This is a genomic window from Bradyrhizobium sp. (assembly GCF_016213215.1).
Lineage (GTDB): Bacteria > Pseudomonadota > Alphaproteobacteria > Rhizobiales > Xanthobacteraceae > Bradyrhizobium.
On the sequence record NZ_JACRAW010000027.1, the window covers coordinates 1 to 23474 of the forward strand.

Here is a 23474-nt window from a genome sequence, read left to right on the forward strand (position 1 = left end):
GGCGTGCTGCAGGGCGACGTCAAGGACGTTCTGCTCCTCGACGTGACTCCGCTGTCGCTGGGCATCGAGACGCTGGGTGGCGTGTTCACCCGCATCATCGATCGCAACACCACCATCCCGACCAAGAAGAGCCAGGTGTTCTCGACCGCCGAGGACAACCAGAACGCGGTCACCATCCGGGTCTTCCAGGGTGAGCGCGAGATGGCGGCCGACAACAAGCTGCTCGGCCAGTTCGACCTGATGGGCATTCCGCCGGCCCCGCGCGGCATGCCGCAGATCGAGGTGACGTTCGATATCGACGCCAACGGCATCGTCAACGTCCAGGCCAAGGACAAGGCGACCGGCAAGGAGCAGCAGATCCGCATCCAGGCGTCCGGCGGACTGTCGGAAGCCGATATCGAGAAGATGGTCAAGGATGCCGAAGCCAACGCGGCTGCGGACAAGAAACGCCGCGAGGCGGTCGACGCCAAGAACCATGCCGACGCGCTGGTGCATTCCACCGAGAAGGCGCTGGCGGAGCACGGTTCGAAGGTTGCGGAGACCGAGCGTCGGGCCATCGAGGATGCAGTCAGCGACCTGAAGGAGGCGCTGAAGGGCGACGATGCCGAGGCGATCAAGGCCAAGACCAACACGCTGGCGCAGGCTTCGATGAAGCTCGGCGAGGCCATGTACAAGCAGCAGGCCGAAGCCGATGCGGCCAAGGATGCTGCAAAGGACGACGTCGTTGACGCGGAATTCACCGAAGTCGACGACGACAAGAACAACAAGAAGTCTGCATAGAGCCCGCGAGGGTCGCGATGCGGACGGATTGGACCCATGCCTCGATAGCCTCTCCCTTCTCGGGGGAGGCGGTCGTATCGGGCATGACGGGGCACTCCCCCGATACGATCGGTCAATTCCCGGCAATCATGTTGAACGCTGCTCTGCAGCCCTCCGCCGCGCGGCGGGAGGGCGCTCGTACCGTCGCGAGGCGACGTTGTTACTCTCCGACTTGAACCGCGATTGGATAGACCGAGTTCAGCATGTCCACCAAGCGCTGCTATTACGAAACCCTCGAAGTCGAACGCGACGCTGACGACTCCAGCCTGAAATCGGCCTTCCGCAAGCTGGCGATGAAATTCCACCCGGACCGCAATCCGGGGGATCAGACCAGCGAAGTCCGTTTCAAGGAAATCAACGAGGCCTACGAGATCCTGAAGGATAAGGATAAGCGGGCCGCCTATGACCGTTACGGCCACGCTGCGTTCGAGCAGGGCGGCTTCGGCGGTGGCGCTGCCGGGTTCGGTGCGGGTTTTGCGTCCTCGTTCTCCGACATTTTCGAGGATCTGTTCGGCATGGCCGGGCAGCGCGGCCGCGGTGGCCGCGAGCGTGGCGCCGACCTGCGCTACAACATGGAGATCACGCTGGAAGAAGCCTTCCAGGGCAAGACCGCGCAGATCGAGATTCCGGTCTCGGTCACCTGCGAGTCATGCTCAGGTACCGGCGCCAAGGCAGGCACCAAGCCGAAGACCTGCTCGATGTGCGGCGGCATGGGAAGAGTGCGTCAGGCGCAAGGCTTTTTCACGCTGGAGCGGACCTGCCCGGGCTGCCAGGGTCGCGGCCAGATGATCGAGGACGCCTGTTCTTCCTGTTCGGGGTCGGGCCGGGTGACGCGCGAGCGCACGCTGTCGGTCAACATCCCGCCAGGTGTCGAGGACGGTACTCGCATCCGGCTGGCTGGCGAGGGTGAAGCCGGTATTCGCGGCGGCCCGCCTGGCGATCTCTATATTTTCCTTTCGCTGGCCCAGCACGCGTTCTTCCAGCGCGATGGCGCCGACCTGCATTGCAGGGTGCCGATTTCGATGGTGACGGCGGCGCTCGGCGGCGAATTCGAGGTGCCCACCATCGAGAAGGCCAAGACCAAGGTGAAGGTCCCTGCCGGCACCCAGTCCGGCCGCAGATTCCGCATCGCATCAAAGGGCATGCCGGTGCTTCGTTCGCGCCAGATGGGCGACATGTATGTGCAGGTCGTCGTCGAAACACCGCAAAACCTGACCAAGAAGCAGCAGGAATTGCTGATGGAATTCGAAAAGCTGTCATCCGGCGCGACCCAGCCGGAGTCCGCGGGCTTTTTCGCCAAGGTCAAGGATTTCTTCGGCACTCGCGCGAATTGACGTTCGGCTTGACCATATCCCCGGCGGCCTATACGTGTTTGTGACGAGTTTCTGACACGCCGCGGCCGACGCGGTCCCGTCTGGTAGTGATATGCCACTGCAATCGTCTGTACGTGCGTTGAAAAAGCCTCGTCTTGACGATGAGGTGCGATTTCTCCGTTCATGGATCGAAAAACCGCTGCACGTCGGCGCCGTCATGCCGTCGGGACGGCCTCTCGCCCGCACCATGGCGCAATATGTCGACCTCGAGTCGGACGCGCCGGTAATCGAGCTCGGGCCCGGTACGGGTGCGATCACGCAAGCCTTGGTCGAGCGCGGCATCGACCAGAAGCGGCTGGTTCTGGTCGAGTATAATCCTTCCTTCTGCGCGCTGCTGCGCGACCGCTATCCGCAGGCCAAGATCGTGCAGGGCGACGCCTACAGGCTGCGTGATACGCTCTGGAACGTTCTGGGCACGCGTGCCTCCGCCGTCGTTTCCGGCCTGCCGCTCGTCACCAAGCCGATGCTTACCCGCCTCAAGCTGATCCGCGACGCCTTTGCGCTGCTCGCGCCGGGCGAGCCCTTCGTGCAGTTCACTTACGCCGTGGTCCCGCCGATTCCTAAATCGCTGCCCGGCGTGTCCACAGAGGCATCCGAGCGGATCTGGATGAATCTTCCGCCTGCCCGCGTCTGGGTCTACCGCAAGAGCTGATCTTTCCTGCTCGCGCTCCTCGCGAGGCGGTCCCCGTCACGCCGAACGCGATTTTAGCTCATGGCTACGCCGAAAATCCTCGTCATTCCCGGATCAACGCGCACCGGCTCGCACAACGTGAGGCTTGCCGCTGTCGCGGCTTACGAATTCGCGCAGGCTGGCGTCGAGGTGACGCGCATCTCGCTCGCCGATTTCCCGCTGCCGATCTATGACGCAGACCTCCAGGCGAGATCCGGGATACCGAAGAACGCGGTCAACCTGAAGCGCATGATCGGCTCCCATCATGGCGTATTGATCGTCACGCCGGAATACAACGCGTCGGTGCCGCCGCTTCTGAAGAATGCGATCGACTGGATCAGCCGCGTCCAGGATCCGCACGAGACGCGCAACCAGGTATTTCGCGATCGTCCGTTTGCGATTGCCGCGGCCTCGCAGAGTCGTCTCGGCGGCGCCCGCGCCTTGGCGGCGCTGCGGCTGATCCTCTCCGCCTGCCACGCCAACGTGATTGCCAGCCAGCTCGCGCTGTCTTTCGCCGACCAGGCCTATGACGATATGGACAGGCTGAAGCTCCAGGCCGATATCGATGCGCTGGGCGGCCTGGTGCGGCAATTGATCGACGTTTCCCAACGCATGATGTGAGGTGACATGCAGCCAGCCAAAATCGCCCAGCGTGAGCGCCTGATCGTCGCGCTCGACCTGCCCGGCACCGAATCGGCGGAGGCGATGATCGCGCAGCTCGGCGACAGCGTCGCCTTCTACAAGATCGGCTATCAGCTCGCTTATGCCGGCGGCCTGTCGCTGGTCGCCAAACTCGCGGATCGCGGCAAGAAGGTCTTCATCGATCTGAAGCTGCACGACATCGGCAACACGGTGGCGCGCGGCGTCGAGAGCATCGCCAGATCAGGAGCCACCTTCCTCACCGTGCACGCCTATCCTCAGACCATGAAGGCGGCAGTCGAGGCCCGCGCCGGCTCAAATCTCAAGATCCTCGCCGTCACCGTGCTGACCTCCTACGACGATGACGATCTGCACGCGGCCGGCTATCGGCTCGGCGTGTCCGACCTCGTCGCCGCGCGCGCCCAGCAGGCGCAGGTGCTCGGCGTGGACGGGTTGGTCTGCTCGGCGGAGGAAGCGGCCTCGCTTCGCAAGATCGTCGGTCACCAGATGTATCTGGTCACGCCCGGGATCCGGCCGGCGGGCGCCGCAACAGGCGACCAGAAGCGCATCATGACGCCAGCCCGCGCGATTGCCGCGGGAGCCGATTACCTGGTGGTGGGTCGCCCGGTGCTCGAGGCAGCCGATCCCAAGGCTGTGGCCGAGGCCATCCAGGCGGAAATCGCGCAGGCGCTGGATTGAAGAAGAGAACGGAGGAGATGAATGGCCAAGGGATACTGGATCGGACGCGTCGACGTTCATAACGATGACGGGTACAAGGCCTACGCGGCGGCCAACCCGGCCATTTTCAAGAAGTTCGGTGGTCGCTTCGTCGTGCGCGCCGGCAGGTTCACGGCCGTGGAAGGCCAAAGCCGCTCCCGGAACGTCGTGATCGAGTTTCCCGATTATGAGACCGCGCTGGCCTGCTACAACTCGCCCGAATACCAGGCGAACATCAAGGTGAGACAGCCGCATTCCATCGCCGACCTCATCATCGTCGAAGGCTATGATGGCCCGCAGCCCTAAGCTCGGGTTCGGTCGTCACGGCCGGGCTGGGCCGGGTCATCTCCGTTTCTGACGCTGTGTCATTCCGGGATCGCCCTTCGGGCGCCCGGGAATGATGCGTGTGGTCCCGATCGGTTGCCGGAACATCGTCCCCCGGCTACAACGGCGCGGAGAGGATAAAACCATGTCCGACATGCGCTTGATCGTTGCGGGGGCGGGCGGCCGGATGGGCCGCGCATTGACGCGTGCGATGGCGGAAACCGAAGGCGCCGTGCTGGTGGGTGCCCTGGAAGCGCCGGGCTCGCACCTGTTGGGCAAGGACGCCGGCGTGCTGGCCGGACTGCCGGCCAACGGCATCCAGCTGTCGGCCGATCTGTGGTCGATGTCGGCCGAAGCCGACGGAATTCTCGATTTCACCGTGCCGGCCGCCACCATCGCCAACGTCGCGATCGCCGCCGAGCGCGGCCTGGTCCACGTCATCGGCACCACCGGGCTGTCGGCGTCCGACGAGGCCGTGATCAGGAGCGTCACCAACCGTGCGGTCGTGGTGAAGTCGGGCAATATGAGCCTGGGCGTCAATCTGCTGGCGGCGCTGGTCAAGCGCGCGGCGCAGGCACTGGGCGAAAATTTCGATATCGAGATCGTCGAGATGCATCACCGCGCCAAGGTCGATGCGCCCTCGGGCACCGCCTTGATGCTGGGCGACGCCGCCGCAGCGGGCCGCGGTATTTCACTGGAACAGCATTCGGCCCGCGGCCGCGACGGTCTCACCGGGCCGCGCCGCACCGGTGACATCGGCTTTGCCTCGCTGCGCGGCGGCACTGCGGCGGGCGATCACAGCGTGATCTTTGCCGGGCCCTTTGAACGCCTGACACTGTCGCACCACGCCGAGGATCGCATTCTCTTTGCCCACGGCGCGCTGAAGGCGGCCCTGTGGGCGCATGGCAAGGCGCCTGGCTTCTACTCGATGGCCGACGTGCTCGGCCTTTCCGACGCCTGAACGATTTGATCCAACTTCACGGAAAGTAAGGAATGAGCGAACGTCTTCTCGTGCTCGTGCGCCACGGCCAGAGCGAATGGAATCTGAAGAACCTGTTCACGGGCTGGAAGGACCCCGATCTGACCGAGCAGGGGGTTGCCGAGGCAAAGGAAGCCGGCCGCAAGCTGAAGGCCAACGGCCTCACCTTCGACGTCGCTTTCACTTCGGTGCTCACGCGCGCACAGCACACGCTCGATCTGATCCTCGCCGAGCTCGGCCAGACCGGCCTGCCTACAGCCAGGAACCTCGCCCTGAACGAGCGCGACTACGGTGACCTCTCTGGGCTGAACAAGGACGACGCCCGCAAGAAGTGGGGCGAGGAGCAGGTGCATGTCTGGCGGCGCTCCTACGATGTGGCGCCGCCCGGCGGCGAGAGCCTGAAGGATACGCTGGCGCGCGCGCTGCCCTATTACGTGCAGGAGATCCTGCCCTGCGTGCTGCGTGGCCAGCGCACGCTGGTCGCCGCCCACGGAAACTCGCTGCGAGCCCTGATCATGGTGCTGGAGAAGCTGTCGCCCGAAGGCATTCTCAAGCGCGAGCTCGCCACCGGCGTGCCGATCATCTACCGGCTCAACGCCGACTCTACCGTCGCGTCCAAGCTCGATCTGGCGACGTGAGCGCAAGCTTCGAGATCTCTGTTCTCGAAGCCCCACTTTCGGAGGCAGCGATCGATCAGCTCGCCTCCGTGCTGGTCGATTGCGTCGATGGCGGTGCCAGCGTCAGCTTCATGACGCCGTTCAGTAAGGGCGATGGTCTCAGATTCTTCCGCAAGGTCGCCGGCTCCGTCGCTGCCGGCGATACGGTGTTGCTGGCGGCAACGCTTGACGATCGCATCGTCGGAACGGTGCAGCTTGGCCTGGATACCCCGCCCAACCAGCCGCATCGCGCGGACGTGAAGAAGATGCTGGTGCACCGTGCCGCGCGTGGTCGTGGCGTCGGTGCGGCATTGATGGCGGCGATCGAGGATGAAGCAAAGCGGCGCGGCCGCTGGCTACTGGTTCTTGACACCGTGCCGGGCGACAACGGCTATCGGCTCTACAGGAGTGCCGGCTGGACCGAAAGCGGCGTCATTCCGGATTACGCGCTGCTTCCCGACGGGCGGCTGTGCGACGCGGCGGTGTTTTGGAAGCGGCTGCGCTAGCTTCTGCGCGTCGGCACTTTGGCTACTGCAGTCCCAGTTGCCCCGCCTCCCAGCCGAGCATGGCGCGCTTGCGCGTCAGGCCCCAATGGTAGCCGGTGAGCGCGCCGCCCTTGCCCAGCGCGCGGTGGCACGGCACCACGAAAGAGATCGGATTCCTGCCGACTGCGGCGCCGACCGCGCGCGATGCCTTCGGGCTCTTGATCCTGCTCGCGATGTCGGAATAGCAGACCGCGCGTCCCATCGGTATCCTGAGCAGCGTCTCCCACACCCGCACCTCGAAATCGGTGCCGATCAGGACCACGCGCAGCGGTTGATCCGGCCGCCACAGCCTGGTGTCGAAGATGCGCTGGGCGAGCGGTGCCGTTCCCTCGTGATCTTCGACATAGGTCGCCTTCGGCCACCGTCGCGTCATGTCCGCGAGCGCGACCTGCTCTTCGCCGGGATCGGCAAACGCAAGCCCCGACAGGCCGCGGCTGGTGGCGATCACGATCGCGGTGCCGAAGGGCGAGGCGTGCAAGCCGTAGCGCAGCGTGAGCCCGGCGCCGCCGTTCTTCCATTCGCCCGGCGACATCGCTTCATGCGTGACGAAGAGATCATGCAGTCGTCCCGGTCCCGACAGTCCGGAATCGAGGGCGGCATCGAGCACGCTGGCGGAATCCCTGAGCAGGCTCTTGGCGTGGTCGAGCGTCAGCGCCTGCATGAAGGCCTTGGGCGTCAGGCCGGCCCAGCGGCGGAACAGATGATGCAGTTCGTCCGGCGTGACGCAGGCGACATCGGCCATCGCCTCGATGGTCGGCTGCGCGCGCCAGTGCTCGGAAATGAACGCGATCGCCCGGCGCACCGCGTCATAGTCACGCAGCGCGGCGTCCTGGGGGCCCGGCTTGGCCAGGCGCTGGTCATGGATGGCTAATGTCATCATGCTTGGGATGTAAGGCAGCGCCGTTGCGGAAACCACCCGATTTCTGATCGCGCCTAAGCGACGGGATTGAACGTCGGGCCGCGCCTGGCCGCCGCCAGCGCCGCCAGTAAGGCTTTGGCGAAGCTGGCCTTTTCGTCGGGAGCGAGAAAGCTGCCGATCGAGATCCGCCGGCCGTGCGAGACCAGGTAAAGATGCTCCACACCGAATGTCTCGTGCGTCTCCACGTCCAGCTTGACCCACAGCGGGTTGAGCGCCCATTCGACGACATGGCCACGGTGGCTGATCCGGCGCAGGCGCAAGTGCGACGGCGTCACCAGGATCTCTTCACGCGCCCGGGCGCGGCGGAAATTGACCCTGAAGGCCCACCAGATTGCCAGCACATCGAGCGCAAGAAAGCCGAGCACCGGCCAGGCGCCCATCACCATGAACGCGATGCCGGCGGCGAAGCTGACCGCGCTCACGAAAACCAGCAGCAGGACAAAGCCGTTGCGGCTGAGCGAGCGGTGCGGCGTCAGCAGCGCGGAAAACAATTCCGGCTCGGCGGCTTGTTGATCAAAGTCGTTGCCTGTGCTCATGGCCGCTCAGTATATCCCGATCATGGCGAAAATCACCCGCAAGCCGGCTTCGAGAAGACCGATACCTTCCCCGCGCGGCGCGAAGTCCGGTACGCGGCCCGGAGCGAAGAAATCAGCAAAGCCGGCGGTTCAGACCGTCCGCGCCCCGAAGCGGTCGCTGAAGGCGGCAAAACCCTGGACGCCGGCCGAAATTCGCGAGGCATTCAGCCGCTTCCAAAAAGCCAATCCGGAGCCGAAGGGCGAGCTCGAACATCTCAATCCCTTTACCCTTCTCGTCGCGGTGGTGCTGTCGGCGCAGGCCACCGATGCCGGAGTCAACAAGGCGACGCGCGAATTGTTTGAGATCGCCGACACGCCGCAAAAGATGCTCTCGCTCGGCGAGGAACGCCTGCGCGACTACATCAAGACCATCGGGCTTTACCGCACCAAGGCCAAGAACGTCATCGCGCTCTCGCAGAAGCTGATTTCTGATTTCAACGGCGAGGTGCCGCGGACGCGTGCCGAGATCGAGACGCTGCCGGGGGCGGGGCGCAAGACTGCAAATGTGGTGCTCAACATCGCCTTTGGCGAGCACACGCTCGCGGTAGACACCCATGTTTTCCGTGTCGCCAACCGGACCGGGCTCGCGCCGGGCAAGACGCCGCTCGAGGTCGAGCTTGGCCTGGAGAAGGTGATCCCGGCCGAGTTCATGCGGCACGCGCATCACTGGCTGATCCTGCACGGCCGCTACACCTGCCTCGCGCGCAAGCCGCGCTGCGAGGTGTGCCTGCTCAACGACCTGTGCCGGTGGCCGCAGAAGACGGCATAGCTGGAGCAACTTGCACTGCCTCAATCCTGAGGAGCCGCGCTCTTGCGCGGCGTCTCGAAGGATGGGCCACGGGCCTCATGGTTCGAGACGGCGCTGCCGCGCCTCCTCACCATGAGGAGAAACTACACCACCGGCACGCCGCTCTTGCGCCTGGGCTCGATCAGCTCGGGCCGCGGGCCGGACAAGCGCTTGTGCATGTGAACCATGAAGGCCATGCCGAACAGCGGTGTCGCGAGATTGACGATCGGGATGGAGACCATAACGGCGATGATGAGCCCGGCGATGAAGATCGTCGTGGCATTGTCCTTCCGCATCGCCTTTGCTTCCTCGGGCGAACGGAAGCGCATCGCCGCGAGCTCGAAATATTCCCGTCCCAACAGCCACGCCGTGGCGATGAAGAAGACGAGGAATCCTGCGCCGGCGAGGAAAACGAAGGGCAGCGCCACGAAATAGACCAGGATGGTAAGCAGCGCCGTCTTGATGCCTTCCTGCAGCGCGACGCCGAGCGGCAGCGCGACGCCGGGCTGTTCGGCAGGATAGTGTTCGCGCTCGACATGGTCGGCGACCTCGTCGACGAAGATGCTGGCGACGAGGGAGGTGATCGCCGGCATCAGCATGATGCCGCCTAACACCACGCCGAACCCGGCGGCGATCGACACGATCCAGGCGAGCACGTTCAGCGGCGTGTGGTAATCCGGTCCCAGCAGGCCCTCGGCCCAGCCCTGGCCATAAGTGGCGAACCAGGTGAGCAGCCGCTGCAGGCCGATCGCCAGCACCGTGATCATGACCAGCGCCAGCCCGATCGACCGCCACAGGATCGACCGCATCGGCGGCGAAATGATTTGCGACAGCGCCTTGACGGCAGCATCGAGCATGGCGGCAACCTCGCACGGCAGAAACACTCGGCGAGAGGTAGATATGCCGGCCGGCTTAGGCAAGGTCTTGGCCAGCGTCGGGTATCCAGCGCCTTGCCGCGCACGCTCGGGCCGGAGGCGACCATGGCAACGACCACGATGATCATCGCGCCGTAATCAGGCCGAGCACCCAGGCTGGATTGACGATGCCGGAAGCGCGAGCCTGCGGGACCATCGGACGGGCCTTCCGAAGCTCCAGGCTGTGGATAACGTGGATGGCTGCGAAGAGCTGTGGAAAAGCCAAAGTCTGCGCGCAAGCTGATCCGGCGCGGCAGAACTGGGCAGCCTGAAACAAATGGCCGGGGGCGATTATGGGCAGGTCGATGACGGACCTTCGACAGACGCGGCTTGAGCAATATGAGACCTCCGCGACTGAATGCGAGATGCTGGCACGGCTGACGGCTGACCGGTCGACCCAAACGGCATACGAGCACCTTGCGTCCCACTACCGCCGTCTTGCGGCTGGCTTTCGTGAAGCGCTCGCGATGCACCATGCCGCATTGGCCAAGTTGAGGCTGCGCTAGGCCAATCTGGATCGGCAGCGCGCCACAACTCAGGCCATCAGGAAGCGGGTCTTTCCGGAAAGCTCGTGGCGGGAATGGCTCAGCCCTTGTTGTCGCCTTCCACCATCCTGCGTTTGACTTCCTCGCACGTCTTGCGGACCTCGTGCGTGAACACCGCACACTCTTCAATTCGTTTGAAAATCTTCCTGGCTTCCTCACGATATGCCGCCGCGGTATCACGCATGTACGCGATCGCGGTGTGCACTTCGGACGTCATTGCCTCGCATTTCTTGGCTGCATCGATCAGCTCGGCTCCCATCGCTTCGATCTCTTTTGCAGCAGACTCATAGTCGCGCACCACCGCCTCGGCACTGAGCGCGCCGACGCGCGGGACACCGTCCTGGTGCTCGACGTAATCAGGCAGCGCGATTGAAGCCAAGGAGCTACCTGAACGGACAACTGCAATATTGGGTTCAAGTTCGAGCAAATTCACTTCGGTGGTTGTTCGAAGCTGTTCGATGCTGCCCATAGGTCGATCCTCCCTAATTCGCATTGGAAAGACCCCCAGATGCAAAAGCATTACCAGAAACAGTACGAGTGCGTCCTGCCGCCTATGTGCTTGACAGCCAGCCAATCGCCGTAATCTCCGGGAGTTCCGCCAGCGGAACCTCCGCCGAGACCGATGCCATCGGTCCCACCGCAGAACGCGGACCGTGGACGCCCGCTCAAGCCGACCTCGTCAAGTTCTAATCGTGCCGGTGCACGTGCCTGCGGACAGCCTTGGCCGGCTTGCCTGACGTGGTCGGGATCATCACGACCCGCCCGTAGCGCACGCCGCGCTCGGCGATGATGTGGTCGGCGAAATGACGCACCTCATCGGCCGATCCCCTCAAGGCCGTCATCTCCATGCAGTTGTCGTCGTCGAGATGGACGTGCAGCGTCGCCAGCGCGAGGTCGTGATGGCCATGAAATTCCTGGACGAGACGCTTGGAGAGGTCGCGGGCGGCGTGATCGTAGACATAGACGAGACCGGCGACGCACTGACCCGTCTGCGCTGAATCCTCCGCGACCTGCTGCAACCCTGCGCGCGCCAAATCGCGGATGATTTCGGAGCGATTCTGATATCCGCGCGCTTCGGCCGCGGCATCGATCTCCGCGAGCAAATCGTCCTCGATCGTGATGGTAATCCGCTGCATCGGGCGCCCCGTCCTTTAGAACACGCATCGGCCGGCTGCCGACACGCCTGCTCCACCTTACAGGCGCGTGGCGCGCAGCCGCAACGCGTTGCCGACGACGCTCACCGAGGACAGCGCCATCGCCGCCGCTGCAATGATCGGCGACAGCAGGATACCGAACGCCGGATAGAGGATGCCGGCCGCGATCGGGATGCCGGCGGCGTTGTAGATGAACGCGAAGAACAGGTTCTGGCGGATGTTGCGCATCGTCGCCTGGGACAGCCGCCGGGCGCGGACGATGCCGGTGAGATCGCCCTTGAGCAGGGTCACGCCCGCGCTTTCCATGGCGACATCGGTGCCCGTGCCCATGGCGATGCCGACCTCGGCAGCGGCCAGTGCCGGGGCATCATTGACGCCGTCGCCGGCCATCGCAACGCTGCGGCCCGCCTTCTGGAGTTTCGCGACCACGGCGCTCTTCTGATCGGGCAGCACCTCGGCTTCGACGTCGGCAATGCCGAGCTTGCGCGCGACGGCGCTCGCGGTGGTGCGGTTGTCGCCGGTCAGCATGATGACCTTGACGCCCTCGGCGGCGAGATCCTTCAGCGCCTGCGGCGTTGACGCCTTCACCGGGTCGGCGATCGCGAACAGCCCTGCCACCTTCCCGTCGATCGCCATGTTGATGACGGTCGCGCCGTCCTGGCGGAGCCGTTCGGCCTCGGCATCGAGCGGCTTCGTGTCGATACCGGTCGCGGAAAGGTATTTGGCATTGCCGAGAACAATGGTCTTGCCGTCGACTTTCCCGGTGGCGCCCTTGCCGGTCGGGGAATCGAACTGATCCACCTGTCCAAGGTTGAGCTGCTTGTCCTTGGCCGCGCGAACGATGGCGTCCGCCAGCGGATGCTCGCTGGCACGCTCGACGCTGGCCGCAAGTCGCAGGATCTCGTCTTCGACCAAGCCCTCGGCGGGAACGATCGCAACCACCTTCGGCTTGCCCTCGGTCAGCGTACCCGTCTTGTCGACGACGAGGGTGTTGATCCTTTCCATCCGCTCCAGCGCTTCGGCATTCTTGATCAGGACGCCGGCCTGCGCGCCCCGTCCGACGCCGACCATGATCGACATCGGGGTCGCGAGTCCGAGCGCACACGGACAGGCGATAATCAACACGCTGACGGCAGCCACCAGACCGAACGCCAGCCGCGGCTCCGGTCCGAACCAGGCCCAGGCGGCGAAGGCGATGATGGCGACGACAACGACCATGGGCACGAACCAGCCCGAAACCTGGTCCGCCAGCCGCTGGATCGGCGCGCGCGAGCGCTGCGCCTCCGCGACCATCTTGACGATCTGCGACAGCAGCGTGTCGCGCCCGACCTTTTCCGCGCGCATCACGAAGCCGCCGGATTGGTTGAGCGTGCCCGCGATAACCTTGGCTCCCGCCTCCTTGGTGACCGGCATGGACTCTCCCGTCACCAGCGACTCATCGAGCGAGGAGCGCCCCTCAAGAATGATGCCGTCCACCGGCACCTTCTCGCCGGGACGCACCCGCAGACGGTCGCCGACATGGAGCGTGTCGATCTCGACCTCGTGCTCGCTTCCGTCGTCGCCGATGCGGCGCGCGGTCTTTGGCGCGAGCTGCAGCAGCGCCTTGATCGCGCCCGAGGTCGCCTCGCGGGCTCGCAGTTCGAGCACCTGGCCGAGCAGCACCAGCACGGTGATGACCGCCGCCGCCTCGAAATAGACCGCGACCGCCTCGCCGTGGCCGCGGAAGGTGGCGGGGAAAACCTGCGGCGCGACGGTGCCGACGAGGCTGTAGAGATAGGCGACGCCCGTGCCCATCGCGATCAGCGTGAACATGTTGAGGTTGCGGGTCAGCACCGATTGCCAGCCGCGGACGAAGAACGGCCAGCCCGCCCACAGCACGACCGGAGTCGCGAATGCCAGCTGGATCCAGTTCGACAGGGCTGGGTTCACCCAATTGTGCGGACCGGCGAGATGTCCTCCCATTTCCAGCACCACCAGCGGAACCGAAAGCAGCGCGCCGATCCAGAAACGGCGCGTCATATCGATCAGCTCAGGATTGGGCGCAGTCTCCAGGCTCACCACCTCGGGCTCCAGCGCCATGCCGCAGATCGGGCACGATCCGGGACCCACCTGGCGAATCTCCGGATGCATCGGGCAGGTGTAGATTGCGTCCGCCGGCACGTCGGCCGGCTTTTCCTCAGCCCTCGACTTGTCGAGATACTTGCCGGGATCGGCCGCGAATTTGGTGCGGCAGCCGGCCGAGCAGAAGTGGTAGGTCTTGCCTTGATAATCGAAGCGATGCTTCGAGGTTGCCGGGTCAACCGTCATGCCGCAGACTGGGTCGAGCACTTTTCCAGTCACCTCGCCGTGAGCGTGATGAGCTTGTCCGGCGTGGGCGCCGTGCCCGCCGCAGCAGCTTGAAGCCTTCGCGGCATTCTCGACGACCGGAGCCGGTCCCTTCAATTTCTCAAGGTACTTGCCGGGGTCGGCGGCAAATTTGCTGCGGCAGCCGGCGCAGCAGAAATGATAGGTCACGCCTTGATAGTCGAAGCGATGCTTCGAGGTCGCCGGATCAACCGTCATGCCGCATACGGGATCAATGACTTTTTTGGCCGGCTCAGCGTCATGCCCGCCACAGCAGCTTGCTGTTTCCGCCGGCTTGGTGATCGCCTGACGCTCCGTCTGCGAGGAACAACAGCATCCGGAATGGCTTGTCGGATCGCCCGCCTTGTTGTGATCGGCTTCGCTCATCGAAATTCTCCGGCCTTGAAACCTATACCCGGTAGGGGTATATATGCGGAATGCGACAGGACATCAAGGCTTCGCTTCAGAAACGGCTGGGCCGTATCGAAGGGCAGGTCCGCGGGCTTTCGAAGATGGTCGACGAGGATCGCTACTGCATCGATATCGTCACCCAGATCTCCGCCGTGCGCGCCGCCTTGCGTCGGGTGGAGGAAGAGATCCTTAAGGATCATGTGGCGCACTGCGTCGAACATGCGATTGCCAGCGGCAACACAGCCGATCAGCGAAAAAAAATCGCGGAACTGATGGCAGTCATCAGCAGGTCGGAACGCTAGCATGCGGCGCCCGATGCAGTTTGATGCCGGTCAATGTCCGCCCGGACGCAATTTGCGATTTATTATGCTTCTTGCGCCGGTTGCTTTGTGAGAAGATGGAAGCGTGAAACGCAACTTCGCCATACGCCGGCTGCTCGCGATCCTCGTGGTCGCAGGGCTCGTATTGGCGCCGTTGGCGCGCGCGGTGATGGCAACCACCACGCCGGAAACGGCCATGACGATGGCGAGCCAGATGGCCGACCACGTGTCCATGTCGGCCATGGACGGCGCGATGGCCGACCACATGTCGTGCTGCCCGTCCAACGCGCCGGCCGTGGTCGATTGCGACCAATGCGTATTCATGGCCGGCTGCATGTCGGCCTGCACGGCAGGCCTGTCCGCTGCGAAGTTCGAGTATCTTCCGATCATCTCCGCCACGCTGCCGCTCTTGCGTGACGACGCCCGCCTTGTCGGCCTGGGGCGGCCGCCTCCCGAACACCCGCCTCGAGTCCTGGTCTGAGCGGCGTCGATGACGCCGCTTGCGGCCGCGCGCCCGTTCGCGCGGATCGACGTATGCCGCCTGGCGGCAGGACCATGACATCCGAGGACTATTCACATGAAGACGCCCACTACCTCGCGCGCCCTGCGGGCTGCGCTCATTGCTCTCGCCATGACCGGTTCGGTCAGTCTCGCGAAGGCCGATATCAAGGACTATGAATTCCGCCTGGTCGATCCGAGTGTCGCCGTCGGGCGGGACAAGCTCTTGACCGTGCAGCTCATCAACAAGACGACGGGCAAGCCGGTGCCGGACGCGGTCATTTTCGCGGTCCGGCTCGACATGGCGCCCGACGGCATGCCTGAAATGGCAACCAAGATCGTTCGCGAGGCCGGCGGGGAGCCCGGCACCTATCGGTTCAAGGCCGCCTTCGGCATGGAAGGCCGATGGCAGCTTTCGCTCGGCGCCAAGGTGCAGGGCGAGACCGGGACTGTCGAAAGCAAGCTCGTCATCACGGCGCAGAAATGAAACGCGCCGTGACCGCTGGCGTCGCGGCCGTCGTGTTGATGGCGGCGGGCGGCGCATATCTGGGTGTTCGCGGGCACCATCATGACAACGACCTCGCGGGCGGCGCGCTGGTGACAGCGGCCGTCGCGCAGACGGCCGACGAGCCGATCTACTACCAGGACCCGGACGGCAAGCCGTTCTATTCGCTGGCACCGAAGAAGACGGCCGACGGGCGCGACTACAAGCCCGTGCCGCGAGCTGCGGATGTGAGTTTCGAGGATGAGCCTGAGGCCGCCTCCGCTCCACCTGCCCGCGCAGCGGGTGATCGCAGGATCAAGTTCTATCGCAATCCCATGGGCCTGCCCGACACCTCGCCGGTGCCCAAGAAGGACTCCATGGGGATGGACTACATCCCCGTCTATGAGGGCGAAGACAACGACGACAGCTCAGTCAAGCTGTCGCCTGGCAAGATCCAGCGCACCGGCGTCAGAGCCGAGAAGGCCGCGGCGCGCGTGATCCACACCACGGTTCGCGCACCCGGCTCCGTCCAACTGGATGAGCGCCGTGTTTCCGTGATCTCGATGCGCTCGGAAACCTGGGTGCAGAAGGTCGCCAATGTGACCACCGGCGCGCGGGTCGCGAAGGGCCAGCCGCTGATGGAGATCTACAGCCCGACAATTGCGGCGGCCGCCGCCGAATACATCGCAACGATCACTTCGAAGACCACTGGCACTGTCGGCGCTTACGGCCGCGGGTCGCGGCAGCGCCTCGTCAACCTCGACGTTCCCGAGCCGGTGATCTCGGCGATGGAGAAGAGCGGCATCGTTCCGATCAGTATCGAATGGTCGGCGCCGCGCGAAGGCATCGTGCTGGAGCGCAATGCGATCGAGGGCATGCGTGCGCAGCCCGGCGACGTCTTGTTCCGCGTGGCTGATACTTCCGTGGTCTGGGCCCTGATCGACGTGTCCGAGCGCGATCTCGGGTCGATCGCCGTGGGTCAGGCCGTCGCGGTCAAGGCACGCGGCCTCCACGGCCGCGACTTCAGCGGGAAGATCAGCATGATCTATCCGCAGCTCAACAAGGATACGCGAACCGTCCGCGTCAGGGTCGAGCTTGCCAACCCCGATGCGGTGCTGCTGCCCGACAGGTATGTGGACGCGGCGATCGATACCGGCAGCCCGTCACCCGTGCTGGCGGTGCCCGAAAGCGCGATTCTGGACAGCGGCAACCGGCAGGCCGTGTTCATCGACAAGGGCGAAGGCCGTTTCGAGCCGCGCGAAGTGAGGCTCGGCAGCCGCGGCGGCGGCTATGTCGAGATTCGGGAGGGAATCACCGAAGGCGAGCCTGTCGTCGTCTCCGCCAATTTCCTGATCGATGCCGAAAGCAACCTCAAGGCCGCCCTCAAAGGCTACTCGGACGCGGGGAAACAGCCATGATTGCGCGTATCATCGCCTGGTCGGCGCGTAACCTCCTGCTGGTCTTCTTCGGAACCGGCTTTGCCGCTGCGGCCGGAATCTATGCCCTGGCGCATCTGCCGCTGGATGCGATCCCCGATCTCTCCGATACCCAGGTGATCGTCTATACGGAATATCCGGGGCAGGCCCCGCAGGTGATCGAGGATCAGGTCACCTATCCCCTGACCACGGCCATGCTGACGGTGCCGCGCTCCAAGGTGGTCCGCGGCTTCTCGTTCTTCGGCGTGTCCTTCGTCTACGTCATCTTCGCGGACGGCACCGACATCTACTGGGCCCGCTCGCGGGTGATGGAATTCCTGAACAGTGCGGGATCGCGCCTGCCGCCCGGCGTGACACCGACCATCGGCCCGGACGCTACCGGTGTCGGCTGGGTTTACCAATATGCCGTCATCTCGAAAGAGCTGAACCTTGCCGATACCCGCGCAATCCAGGACTGGAACCTGAGATTTGCGCTGGCCAAGGCCGAAGGAGTTGCCGAGGTCGCCAGCGTCGGCGGCTTCGTCCGCCAGTACAACGTCATCCTCGACCCGCAGCGCATGCGCGATCTCGGCATCACGCTGCCGAAGATGCGCGAGGCGATCCGCGCCTCCAATGCCGACGTCGGCGGCCGCACCGTCGAGCTCTCGGAATTTGAATATGTCATCCGCGGCAAAGGTTATGTCAAAGACATCAACGACCTCGGCAACATCGTGCTGAAGGTCAACAGGGGCACGCCCGTCCTGCTGCGCGACGTCGCCCGCGTCGACCTCGGCCCGGATGAGCGCCGCGGCATCACCGAGCTGAACGGCGAGGGCGAGGTGGCGAGCGGCATCGTGCTGCAGCGCTTCGCGGTCAATGCCCTCGACGTGATCGAGAACGTCAAGAAGCAGTTTGCGCGGATCGCAAGCAGCCTGCCGAAATCGGTCGAGATCGTGCCGGTCTATGACCGCTCCAACCTCATCAACGCAGCAATCGAGACGCTCAAGCGCACGCTGCTCGAGGAGAGCATTATCGTCGCGCTCGTGTGCATCGTGTTCCTCCTGCATTTCCGCAGCGCGCTGGTGGCGATCCTGATGCTCCCCGTCGGCGTTTTGATGGCGTTCGGCGCGATGAAGCTGCTCGGGCTCGGCTCCAACATCATGAGCCTGGGCGGCATCGCAATCGCGATCGGCGCCATGATCGACGCAGCGATCGTCATGATCGAGAACGCGCACAAGCACCTCGAACGTGCCGGGCCCGAGCGCTCGCGCGTCGCCGTGTTGATCGACGCGGCGGCGGAAGTCGGCCCTGCGCTGTTCTTCAGCCTGCTCGTCATCACCGTTTCGTTCATGCCGATCTTCACCCTGGAATCGCAGGAAGGACGGCTGTTCAGTCCCCTCGCCTTCACCAAGACTTTCGCCATGGCGGCGGCTGCGCTGCTCTCGGTGACGCTGGTGCCGGCGTTGATGGTGGTGTGCGTGCGCGGCCGCATCGTCCCGGAGCACAGAAATCCGATCAACCGATTCCTGATCTTCATCTATCGGCCGGTGATTGCCGCGGTCATGCGAGCCAAGGTGCTGGTGATCGTCCTCGCGTTGGGAGTGCTTGCGGCCACCATCTGGCCGGCGCGACAGCTCGGCAGCGAGTTCATGCCGACACTGAACGAGGGCACTCTGCTCTATATGCCGACCACCCTGCCCGGCATCTCCGTGACCAAGGCGGCGGAGCTGTTGCAGATGCAGGACCGCATCATCCGCTCCTTCCCGGAAGTCGCCTCGGTCTACGGCAAGGCCGGCCGCGCCTCTACCGCCACCGACCCTGCCCCCTCGGAGATGTTCGAGACCATCATCAACCTCAAGCCGAAGCAGGAGTGGCGGGAGGGCGTGACGATCGAGAGCCTGACCGCGGAAATGGATCGCGCGCTGCAATTTCCCGGCCTGTCCAATGCCTGGACCATGCCGATCAAGTCGCGCATCGACATGCTCTCGACCGGCATCCGCACTCCGGTCGGCGTCAAGGTCATCGGCACCGATCTGGTTGAGATCGACCGGATGGCGAAGCAGATCGAGCAGGTGCTACGGACCGTGCCGGGAACGTCCTCGGCCTACGCCGAGCGCAGCCTCGGCGGCTACTACCTCGACGTGACGCCGGACCGCGCGACATTGGCGCGTTACGGCCTCCTGGTCCAGGACGTCCAGGATGTCATCGCCACCGCGCTGGGCGGGCAGACGGTGACCACCACGGTCGAGGGCCGGCAGCGCTTCTCCGTCAACATGCGCTATCCGCGCGATCTGCGCAGCAACCCGCAGGCCATCGCCAACGACGTGCTGGTGCCGCTGCCGGGCGGCGGCACCGTGCCGCTGGGAGAGGTGGCAAAGGTGGCGCCATCGCGCGGTCCGACGTCGATCCGCACGGAGAACGGGCAGCTTGCGACGTACATCTACGTCGACATTCGCGACCGCGACGTCGGCGGCTATGTCGCCGACGCGCAAGCGGCGGTGCAGGGCGGCGTTCAATTTCCGCCCGGCTATTACGTGGTGTGGAGCGGTCAGTACGAATATCTCGAACGCGCCATGGCGCGGCTCAAGATCGTCGTGCCGGTGACGCTGCTGATCATCTTCCTGCTGCTCTACCTCAACTTCCGCTCCATCACCGAGACCCTGATCGTGATGCTGTCGCTGCCCTTCGCCCTGGTCGGCGGCCTGTGGATGATGTGGTGGCTCGGCTTCAACCTGTCGGTTGCCGTGGTGGTCGGCTTCATTGCGCTTGCCGGCGTCGCCGCCGAAACCGGCGTCGTCATGCTGATCTATCTCGACCATGCTTGGGCGGCGGCCATGGCGCGATGTGCGGCGGAGGACCGCTCGCCCTCGCGCAAGGACCTCTATGCCGCCATCATGGAAGGCGCGGTGGAGCGGGTGCGGCCCAAGATGATGACGGTGGTTGCGATCATGGCTGGCCTGCTGCCGATCATGTGGAGCACCGGTACCGGCTCGGAGATCATGCAGCGTATCGCGGTGCCGATGATCGGAGGCATGCTATCATCGACGTTGCTGACGCTGATCGTGATCCCGGCGATCTACGGGCTCGTGCAGGAGCGCAGGATCCGCGTTGCGGTGCGAAAGAAATCGGCCGAGCTTGCGCAGGCGGCCTAACGGTGCAAAACGAGGCTATCGACCGCGCAGGCGCGCGCTCGGCGTCGGTGTCACTTCTTGAACCGGAACCCAAGCCGGAACCGGCGTCGTCTCGTCAGTCTCTTCAGGAACAAGCGGCGGCGAACCGAGCGCTTCTGGAAACACACCGAATTCGCCCGCCACCTCCTCGAGCGGCTTCTGCTTGTCGGCCCAGTGCAAGGCAGTGTAGTCGAAACCATGCACGATGGTTGGTTTCACGACTTCGAAATAGGGCGAGATGTCGAAATCGCGCGGCATATAAAGCGATGAATCGCGGATGTGCAGGATCTCGCGCTTGGCCCGGCGGGTGCCGGCACGCGTGATCTTGGGCAGGATCGGATAGCGCACGCAGTCGAACGCCTGTGCGATGAGCGCCGAGCAGATCATCTTGGTGGGATCGCCCGAGCCGAACGCGATCAGGCGTCGGCGCCAGCGCTGCGGCACCGGCAGCGGAAACAGGTAGCGCGCCAGGTCCACGATGTTCTTGGTATCGTAACCGAAGCCGACCCGGTTGATCGCATAGCGACAGACCGTGTGGCGGTCTTCAAACGACAGCCCGACCGGGCGGCAGACGCGGGTGTGATAGGGAAAGTATTTCGATAGCGGGGCGGTGGCGACGCCCTCGCCGATGTTGGCCTCGATCAGAACATGCGGCTCGCCGTCCGCCTCCGCGGCGCCGTCGATGGGACCGACGAACAGCGCGGCATGCGACCAGGTCGACTGCGTCAGATATTTGATGATGCCGGAAATACGGTTGTTGCCCTCGACCAGCAGCACGTCGCCCGGCTCGATGATGCCCCGCAGATGTTCCGGATCGCTCGGCGTGAACGGCTCGTAACCCGGCACCTCCTTCTCAAGGTACCGGGCAATCAGCTTGCCGATCGTATCGAGCACGGACCCCACGTCGGACTCTCCCACCGCCTTTGCGGCTGTTTTTCCTCCTTTATCATGGCCGACAGCCCTTTCAATTCGGTTCATCGTTTGGTGGGATCAATCATGATTGATTCACCATGATAGTTGCCGCGTGGCATGAGATGCGGCAAGATTCACAGGCTGTTCCTGGCAGTCTCAAGCCCCGGAAACCATGACATGACAATCACGCGCCGCAGCTTTCTCTCGGCGTCCGTGGCATTGGCGGCCGCCCCGCCGCTCAGCCGTGCCGCCTGGGCCGCACCCCTGCCGCGCGAGGTGGATGTCGTCGTGATCGGCGCCGGCGCCGCCGGCATCGCCGCGGCGCGGCGTATCATGGCAGCCAATCGCAGGGTCGTGGTGATCGAGGCATCCAGCCAGATAGGCGGGCGCTGCATCACGGATACCACGACCTTCGATGCGCCGTTCGATCGCGGCGCGCGCTGGATGCACAATCCCGACAGCAATCCGATAATCAGGCTCGGCCGCAACGCCGGGCTTGACGTGCTTCCGGCGCCTTCCGGCCAGAAGATCCGAATCGGCCGCCGCAATGCGCGCGCCGGCGAAACCGAGCAGTTTCTGGCAGCGCTGGTGCGCGCCAATCGCGCCATCGACGAGGCGACGCGCGGCAAGCTAGACACCTCCTGCGCGTCCGCGCTGCCGAAGGATCTCGGCGATTGGACCGGTACCGCCGAGTTCGTGCTCGGCCCAAGCTTTGCCGGCAAGGAGCTGAAAGAGTTCTCCGCCATGGACAAGGTGCGCGCCCAGGACCGTAACGCCATGATCTTCTGCCGGCAGGGACTCGGCACGCTGATTGCAAAACTCGGGCAGCAGGTGCCGGTCGTGCTGGCAACACCGGCGAGCCGCATCGCTTGGAGCAAGCGCGACGTCAGCGTCGAGACGGGGGCCGGCAAGATCGCCGCGCGCGCCGCCATCATCACGGTCTCGACGAACGTGCTCACCTCGGGCGTCATCAAATTCGCGCCCGATATCCCCAAGCGCACGCTCGATGCCGCGGCCAGGCTCAGCCTCGGCAGCTACGACCACATTGCCCTCGAGCTGCCCGGAAATCCGCTCGGGCTGGCCCGCGACGACGTCATCATCGAACAGAGCAATTCGAACCGCACCGGGCTGCTGCTTGCCAACGTCGGCGGATCCTCGCTGTGCACGGTGGATGTGGGCGGCTCGTTCGGCCGCGACCTTTCGGGCCAGGGCGAACAGGCGATGGTCGCGTTCGCGAGGGAATGGCTGACCAGGCTGTTCGGCAGCGACATTGCTAGCGCAGTGAAGAAGACCAGCGCGACGCGCTGGAATGCCGCGCCTTTCGTCATGGGCGCCTTGTCGGCGGCTTCCCCGGGCGGACAGCCGTCACGACGGATCCTGGCCGAGCCGGTCGGCAGCCTGTTTCTGGCAGGCGAAGCGACGCATGAAATGCTGTGGGGGACGGTCGACGGTGCGTGGGAGAGCGGCGAGCGCGCCGCGGATGCCGTATTGCGCCGGATCGGCGCCGTGAAATCCGCTGAGCCGGACGAAGTGCCCACGCAGTCGACCCGCCGATCCCGCCCGGCGCGGACGCAAGCCTCGCCGCCCCGCTGATGGCGAAGCCGAAGGCATTGATCTCCTGGTCGAGCGGCAAGGACAGCGCGTTTTCGCTGGTTGAGGTACGTCGCGCCGGCGACTTCGAGGTCATCGGCGCGCTGACGACGGTGACGGAGACGTTCGACCGGGTCTCGATCCACGGCGTGCGCCAGGAAATCCTGCGGGCGCAGTGCGAGGCCGCCGGCCTGCGCCAGATCGTCGTGTCGATCCCCTACCCTTGCCCAAATGATGTCTATGAGGTGCGCATGGGCGAAGTGATCGCGCGGGCCGTCGCCGACGGCATTACCCACGTCATTTTCGGCGATCTTTTCCTCCAGGAGATCAGGGCCTATCGCGAGCAGAAGCTCAACGGCTCGGGCATTACGCCGGTGTTTCCGCTCTGGAACAGGCCAACGGTGCCGCTGGCGCGTGCGATGATCGAAAGCGGGCTCGAAGCTTATCTCGCCACCGTCGATCTGAAGAAGCTGCCGGCCGACTTCGCCGGTCGCAGGTTCGATATGCAACTGCTGGCGGATCTACCCGAGGGCATCGATCCCTGCGGCGAGAACGGCGAATTCCACACCTGCGTGGTCGCAGGCCCGATGTTCACGCATCGGTTGCCGGTCGTGCCGACGGAGCGCGTGACTCGCGACGGCTATGCCTATTGCGATCTGGTGCTGGACAGCGGCATTGCCGCTGCACCCCATCCAGCGCGGGCAGGCCGATGATT

Annotated in this window: 24 protein-coding genes; 17 read left to right on the plus strand and 7 right to left on the minus strand. The window is 64.6% G+C overall.

Annotated features, from left to right (window positions below; genetic code table 11):
* The 9 genes from HY852_RS06720 to HY852_RS06760 all read left to right on the plus strand — a co-directional run.
* A partial coding sequence (locus HY852_RS06720; RefSeq protein WP_291603614.1) for an Hsp70 family protein occupies nt 1-780 on the plus strand: 780 nt, incomplete at its 5' end.
* 242 nt (nt 781-1022) lie between these two features.
* Nucleotides 1023-2153 (plus strand): molecular chaperone DnaJ, encoded by a 1131-nt coding sequence (gene dnaJ / locus HY852_RS06725; RefSeq protein WP_291603616.1) that lies wholly within the window; start codon nt 1023-1025, stop codon nt 2151-2153.
* 91 nt (nt 2154-2244) lie between these two features.
* Nucleotides 2245-2844, plus strand: a complete 600-nt coding sequence (locus tag HY852_RS06730; RefSeq protein ID WP_291603617.1) for an rRNA adenine N-6-methyltransferase family protein — start codon at nt 2245-2247, stop codon at nt 2842-2844.
* Nucleotides 2845-2904: 60 nt separating this feature from the next.
* Nucleotides 2905-3483 carry an NADPH-dependent FMN reductase gene (locus HY852_RS06735; protein ID WP_291603618.1) on the plus strand — a complete coding sequence of 193 codons (579 nt, stop codon included), beginning with the start codon at nt 2905-2907 and terminating at the stop codon, nt 3481-3483.
* 6 nt (nt 3484-3489) lie between these two features.
* The gene (pyrF, locus tag HY852_RS06740) at nt 3490-4200 is read left to right on the plus strand and encodes an orotidine-5'-phosphate decarboxylase (protein ID WP_291603619.1); all 711 of its coding nucleotides are present in this window, start codon (nt 3490-3492) and stop codon (nt 4198-4200) included.
* Between the two features lie 21 nt (nt 4201-4221).
* Nucleotides 4222-4524: a DUF1330 domain-containing protein gene (locus HY852_RS06745; RefSeq protein WP_291603620.1), complete on the plus strand. Its 303-nt coding sequence runs from the start codon at nt 4222-4224 to the stop codon at nt 4522-4524.
* 163 nt (nt 4525-4687) lie between these two features.
* Nucleotides 4688-5503 carry a 4-hydroxy-tetrahydrodipicolinate reductase gene (gene dapB, locus HY852_RS06750; protein ID WP_291603621.1) on the plus strand — a complete coding sequence of 272 codons (816 nt, stop codon included), beginning with the start codon at nt 4688-4690 and terminating at the stop codon, nt 5501-5503.
* Nucleotides 5504-5535: 32 nt separating this feature from the next.
* Nucleotides 5536-6159, plus strand: coding sequence for a 2,3-bisphosphoglycerate-dependent phosphoglycerate mutase (locus HY852_RS06755; RefSeq protein ID WP_291603622.1), 624 nt, complete (start codon nt 5536-5538; stop codon nt 6157-6159).
* Nucleotides 6156-6683, plus strand: a complete 528-nt coding sequence (locus HY852_RS06760; protein ID WP_291603623.1) for a GNAT family N-acetyltransferase — start codon at nt 6156-6158, stop codon at nt 6681-6683. The genes HY852_RS06755 and HY852_RS06760 overlap by 4 nt, the downstream gene beginning before the upstream one ends.
* 22 nt (nt 6684-6705) lie before the next feature.
* On the opposite strand, the gene HY852_RS06765 is transcribed toward HY852_RS06760, so the two are convergent.
* Together HY852_RS06765 and HY852_RS06770 are read right to left on the minus strand one after the other, a co-directional pair.
* Nucleotides 6706-7602 (minus strand): bifunctional helix-turn-helix domain-containing protein/methylated-DNA--[protein]-cysteine S-methyltransferase, encoded by an 897-nt coding sequence (locus HY852_RS06765; protein ID WP_291603624.1) that lies wholly within the window; start codon nt 7600-7602, stop codon nt 6706-6708.
* A gap of 53 nt (nt 7603-7655) precedes the next feature.
* Nucleotides 7656-8177 (minus strand): DUF2244 domain-containing protein, encoded by a 522-nt coding sequence (locus HY852_RS06770; protein ID WP_291603625.1) that lies wholly within the window; start codon nt 8175-8177, stop codon nt 7656-7658.
* Nucleotides 8178-8199: 22 nt separating this feature from the next.
* Here HY852_RS06770 and nth point away from each other — a divergent pair, with 22 nt between their 5' ends.
* The gene (gene nth / locus HY852_RS06775) at nt 8200-8985 is read left to right on the plus strand and encodes an endonuclease III (protein WP_291603675.1); all 786 of its coding nucleotides are present in this window, start codon (nt 8200-8202) and stop codon (nt 8983-8985) included.
* 122 nt (nt 8986-9107) lie between these two features.
* Here nth and HY852_RS06780 read toward each other — a convergent pair whose 3' ends face one another.
* From HY852_RS06780 to HY852_RS06795, 4 genes are all read right to left on the minus strand, one after another.
* Complete coding sequence (locus HY852_RS06780; protein WP_291603626.1) at nt 9108-9860, minus strand: sulfate transporter family protein; 753 nt, start codon at nt 9858-9860, stop codon at nt 9108-9110.
* Nucleotides 9861-10502: 642 nt separating this feature from the next.
* Complete coding sequence (locus tag HY852_RS06785; RefSeq protein ID WP_291603627.1) at nt 10503-10931, minus strand: hypothetical protein; 429 nt, start codon at nt 10929-10931, stop codon at nt 10503-10505.
* A gap of 217 nt (nt 10932-11148) precedes the next feature.
* Nucleotides 11149-11598: a nickel-responsive transcriptional regulator NikR gene (gene nikR, locus HY852_RS06790; RefSeq protein WP_291603628.1), complete on the minus strand. Its 450-nt coding sequence runs from the start codon at nt 11596-11598 to the stop codon at nt 11149-11151.
* Between the two features lie 57 nt (nt 11599-11655).
* A complete protein-coding gene (locus HY852_RS06795; protein WP_291603629.1) occupies nt 11656-14346 on the minus strand; it encodes a heavy metal translocating P-type ATPase in 2691 nt (896 codons plus the stop codon).
* Nucleotides 14347-14396: 50 nt separating this feature from the next.
* On the opposite strand from HY852_RS06795, the gene HY852_RS06800 reads away from it, so the two are divergent.
* The 5 genes from HY852_RS06800 to HY852_RS06820 all read left to right on the plus strand — a co-directional run bounded on the left by HY852_RS06800 (nt 14397) and on the right by HY852_RS06820 (nt 20239).
* Nucleotides 14397-14672, plus strand: coding sequence for a metal-sensitive transcriptional regulator (locus HY852_RS06800; RefSeq protein WP_291603630.1), 276 nt, complete (start codon nt 14397-14399; stop codon nt 14670-14672).
* Between the two features lie 103 nt (nt 14673-14775).
* Complete coding sequence (locus HY852_RS06805; RefSeq protein WP_291603631.1) at nt 14776-15171, plus strand: hypothetical protein; 396 nt, start codon at nt 14776-14778, stop codon at nt 15169-15171.
* A gap of 96 nt (nt 15172-15267) precedes the next feature.
* On the plus strand, nt 15268-15675 hold the full coding sequence (locus HY852_RS06810) for a FixH family protein (protein WP_291603632.1): 408 nt from the start codon (nt 15268-15270) through the stop codon (nt 15673-15675).
* Nucleotides 15672-17090 (plus strand): efflux RND transporter periplasmic adaptor subunit, encoded by a 1419-nt coding sequence (locus HY852_RS06815; RefSeq protein ID WP_291603633.1) that lies wholly within the window; start codon nt 15672-15674, stop codon nt 17088-17090. The genes HY852_RS06810 and HY852_RS06815 overlap by 4 nt, the downstream gene beginning before the upstream one ends.
* The gene (locus HY852_RS06820) at nt 17087-20239 is read left to right on the plus strand and encodes a CusA/CzcA family heavy metal efflux RND transporter (protein WP_291603635.1); all 3153 of its coding nucleotides are present in this window, start codon (nt 17087-17089) and stop codon (nt 20237-20239) included. Before HY852_RS06815 ends, HY852_RS06820 begins: the two co-directional genes overlap by 4 nt.
* A 15-nt stretch (nt 20240-20254) precedes the next feature.
* Here the strand turns inward: HY852_RS06820 and HY852_RS06825 are convergent, their stop codons facing one another.
* A complete protein-coding gene (locus HY852_RS06825; protein WP_291603636.1) occupies nt 20255-21160 on the minus strand; it encodes a YiiX/YebB-like N1pC/P60 family cysteine hydrolase in 906 nt (301 codons plus the stop codon).
* Between the two features lie 186 nt (nt 21161-21346).
* Here HY852_RS06825 and HY852_RS06830 point away from each other — a divergent pair, with 186 nt between their 5' ends.
* Nucleotides 21347-22762 (plus strand): FAD-dependent oxidoreductase, encoded by a 1416-nt coding sequence (locus tag HY852_RS06830; RefSeq protein WP_291603637.1) that lies wholly within the window; start codon nt 21347-21349, stop codon nt 22760-22762.
* Nucleotides 22762-23472, plus strand: a complete 711-nt coding sequence (locus tag HY852_RS06835) for an adenine nucleotide alpha hydrolase (RefSeq protein WP_291603638.1) — start codon at nt 22762-22764, stop codon at nt 23470-23472. Before HY852_RS06830 ends, HY852_RS06835 begins: the two co-directional genes overlap by 1 nt.
* Nucleotides 23473-23474: the final 2 nt, after the last annotated feature.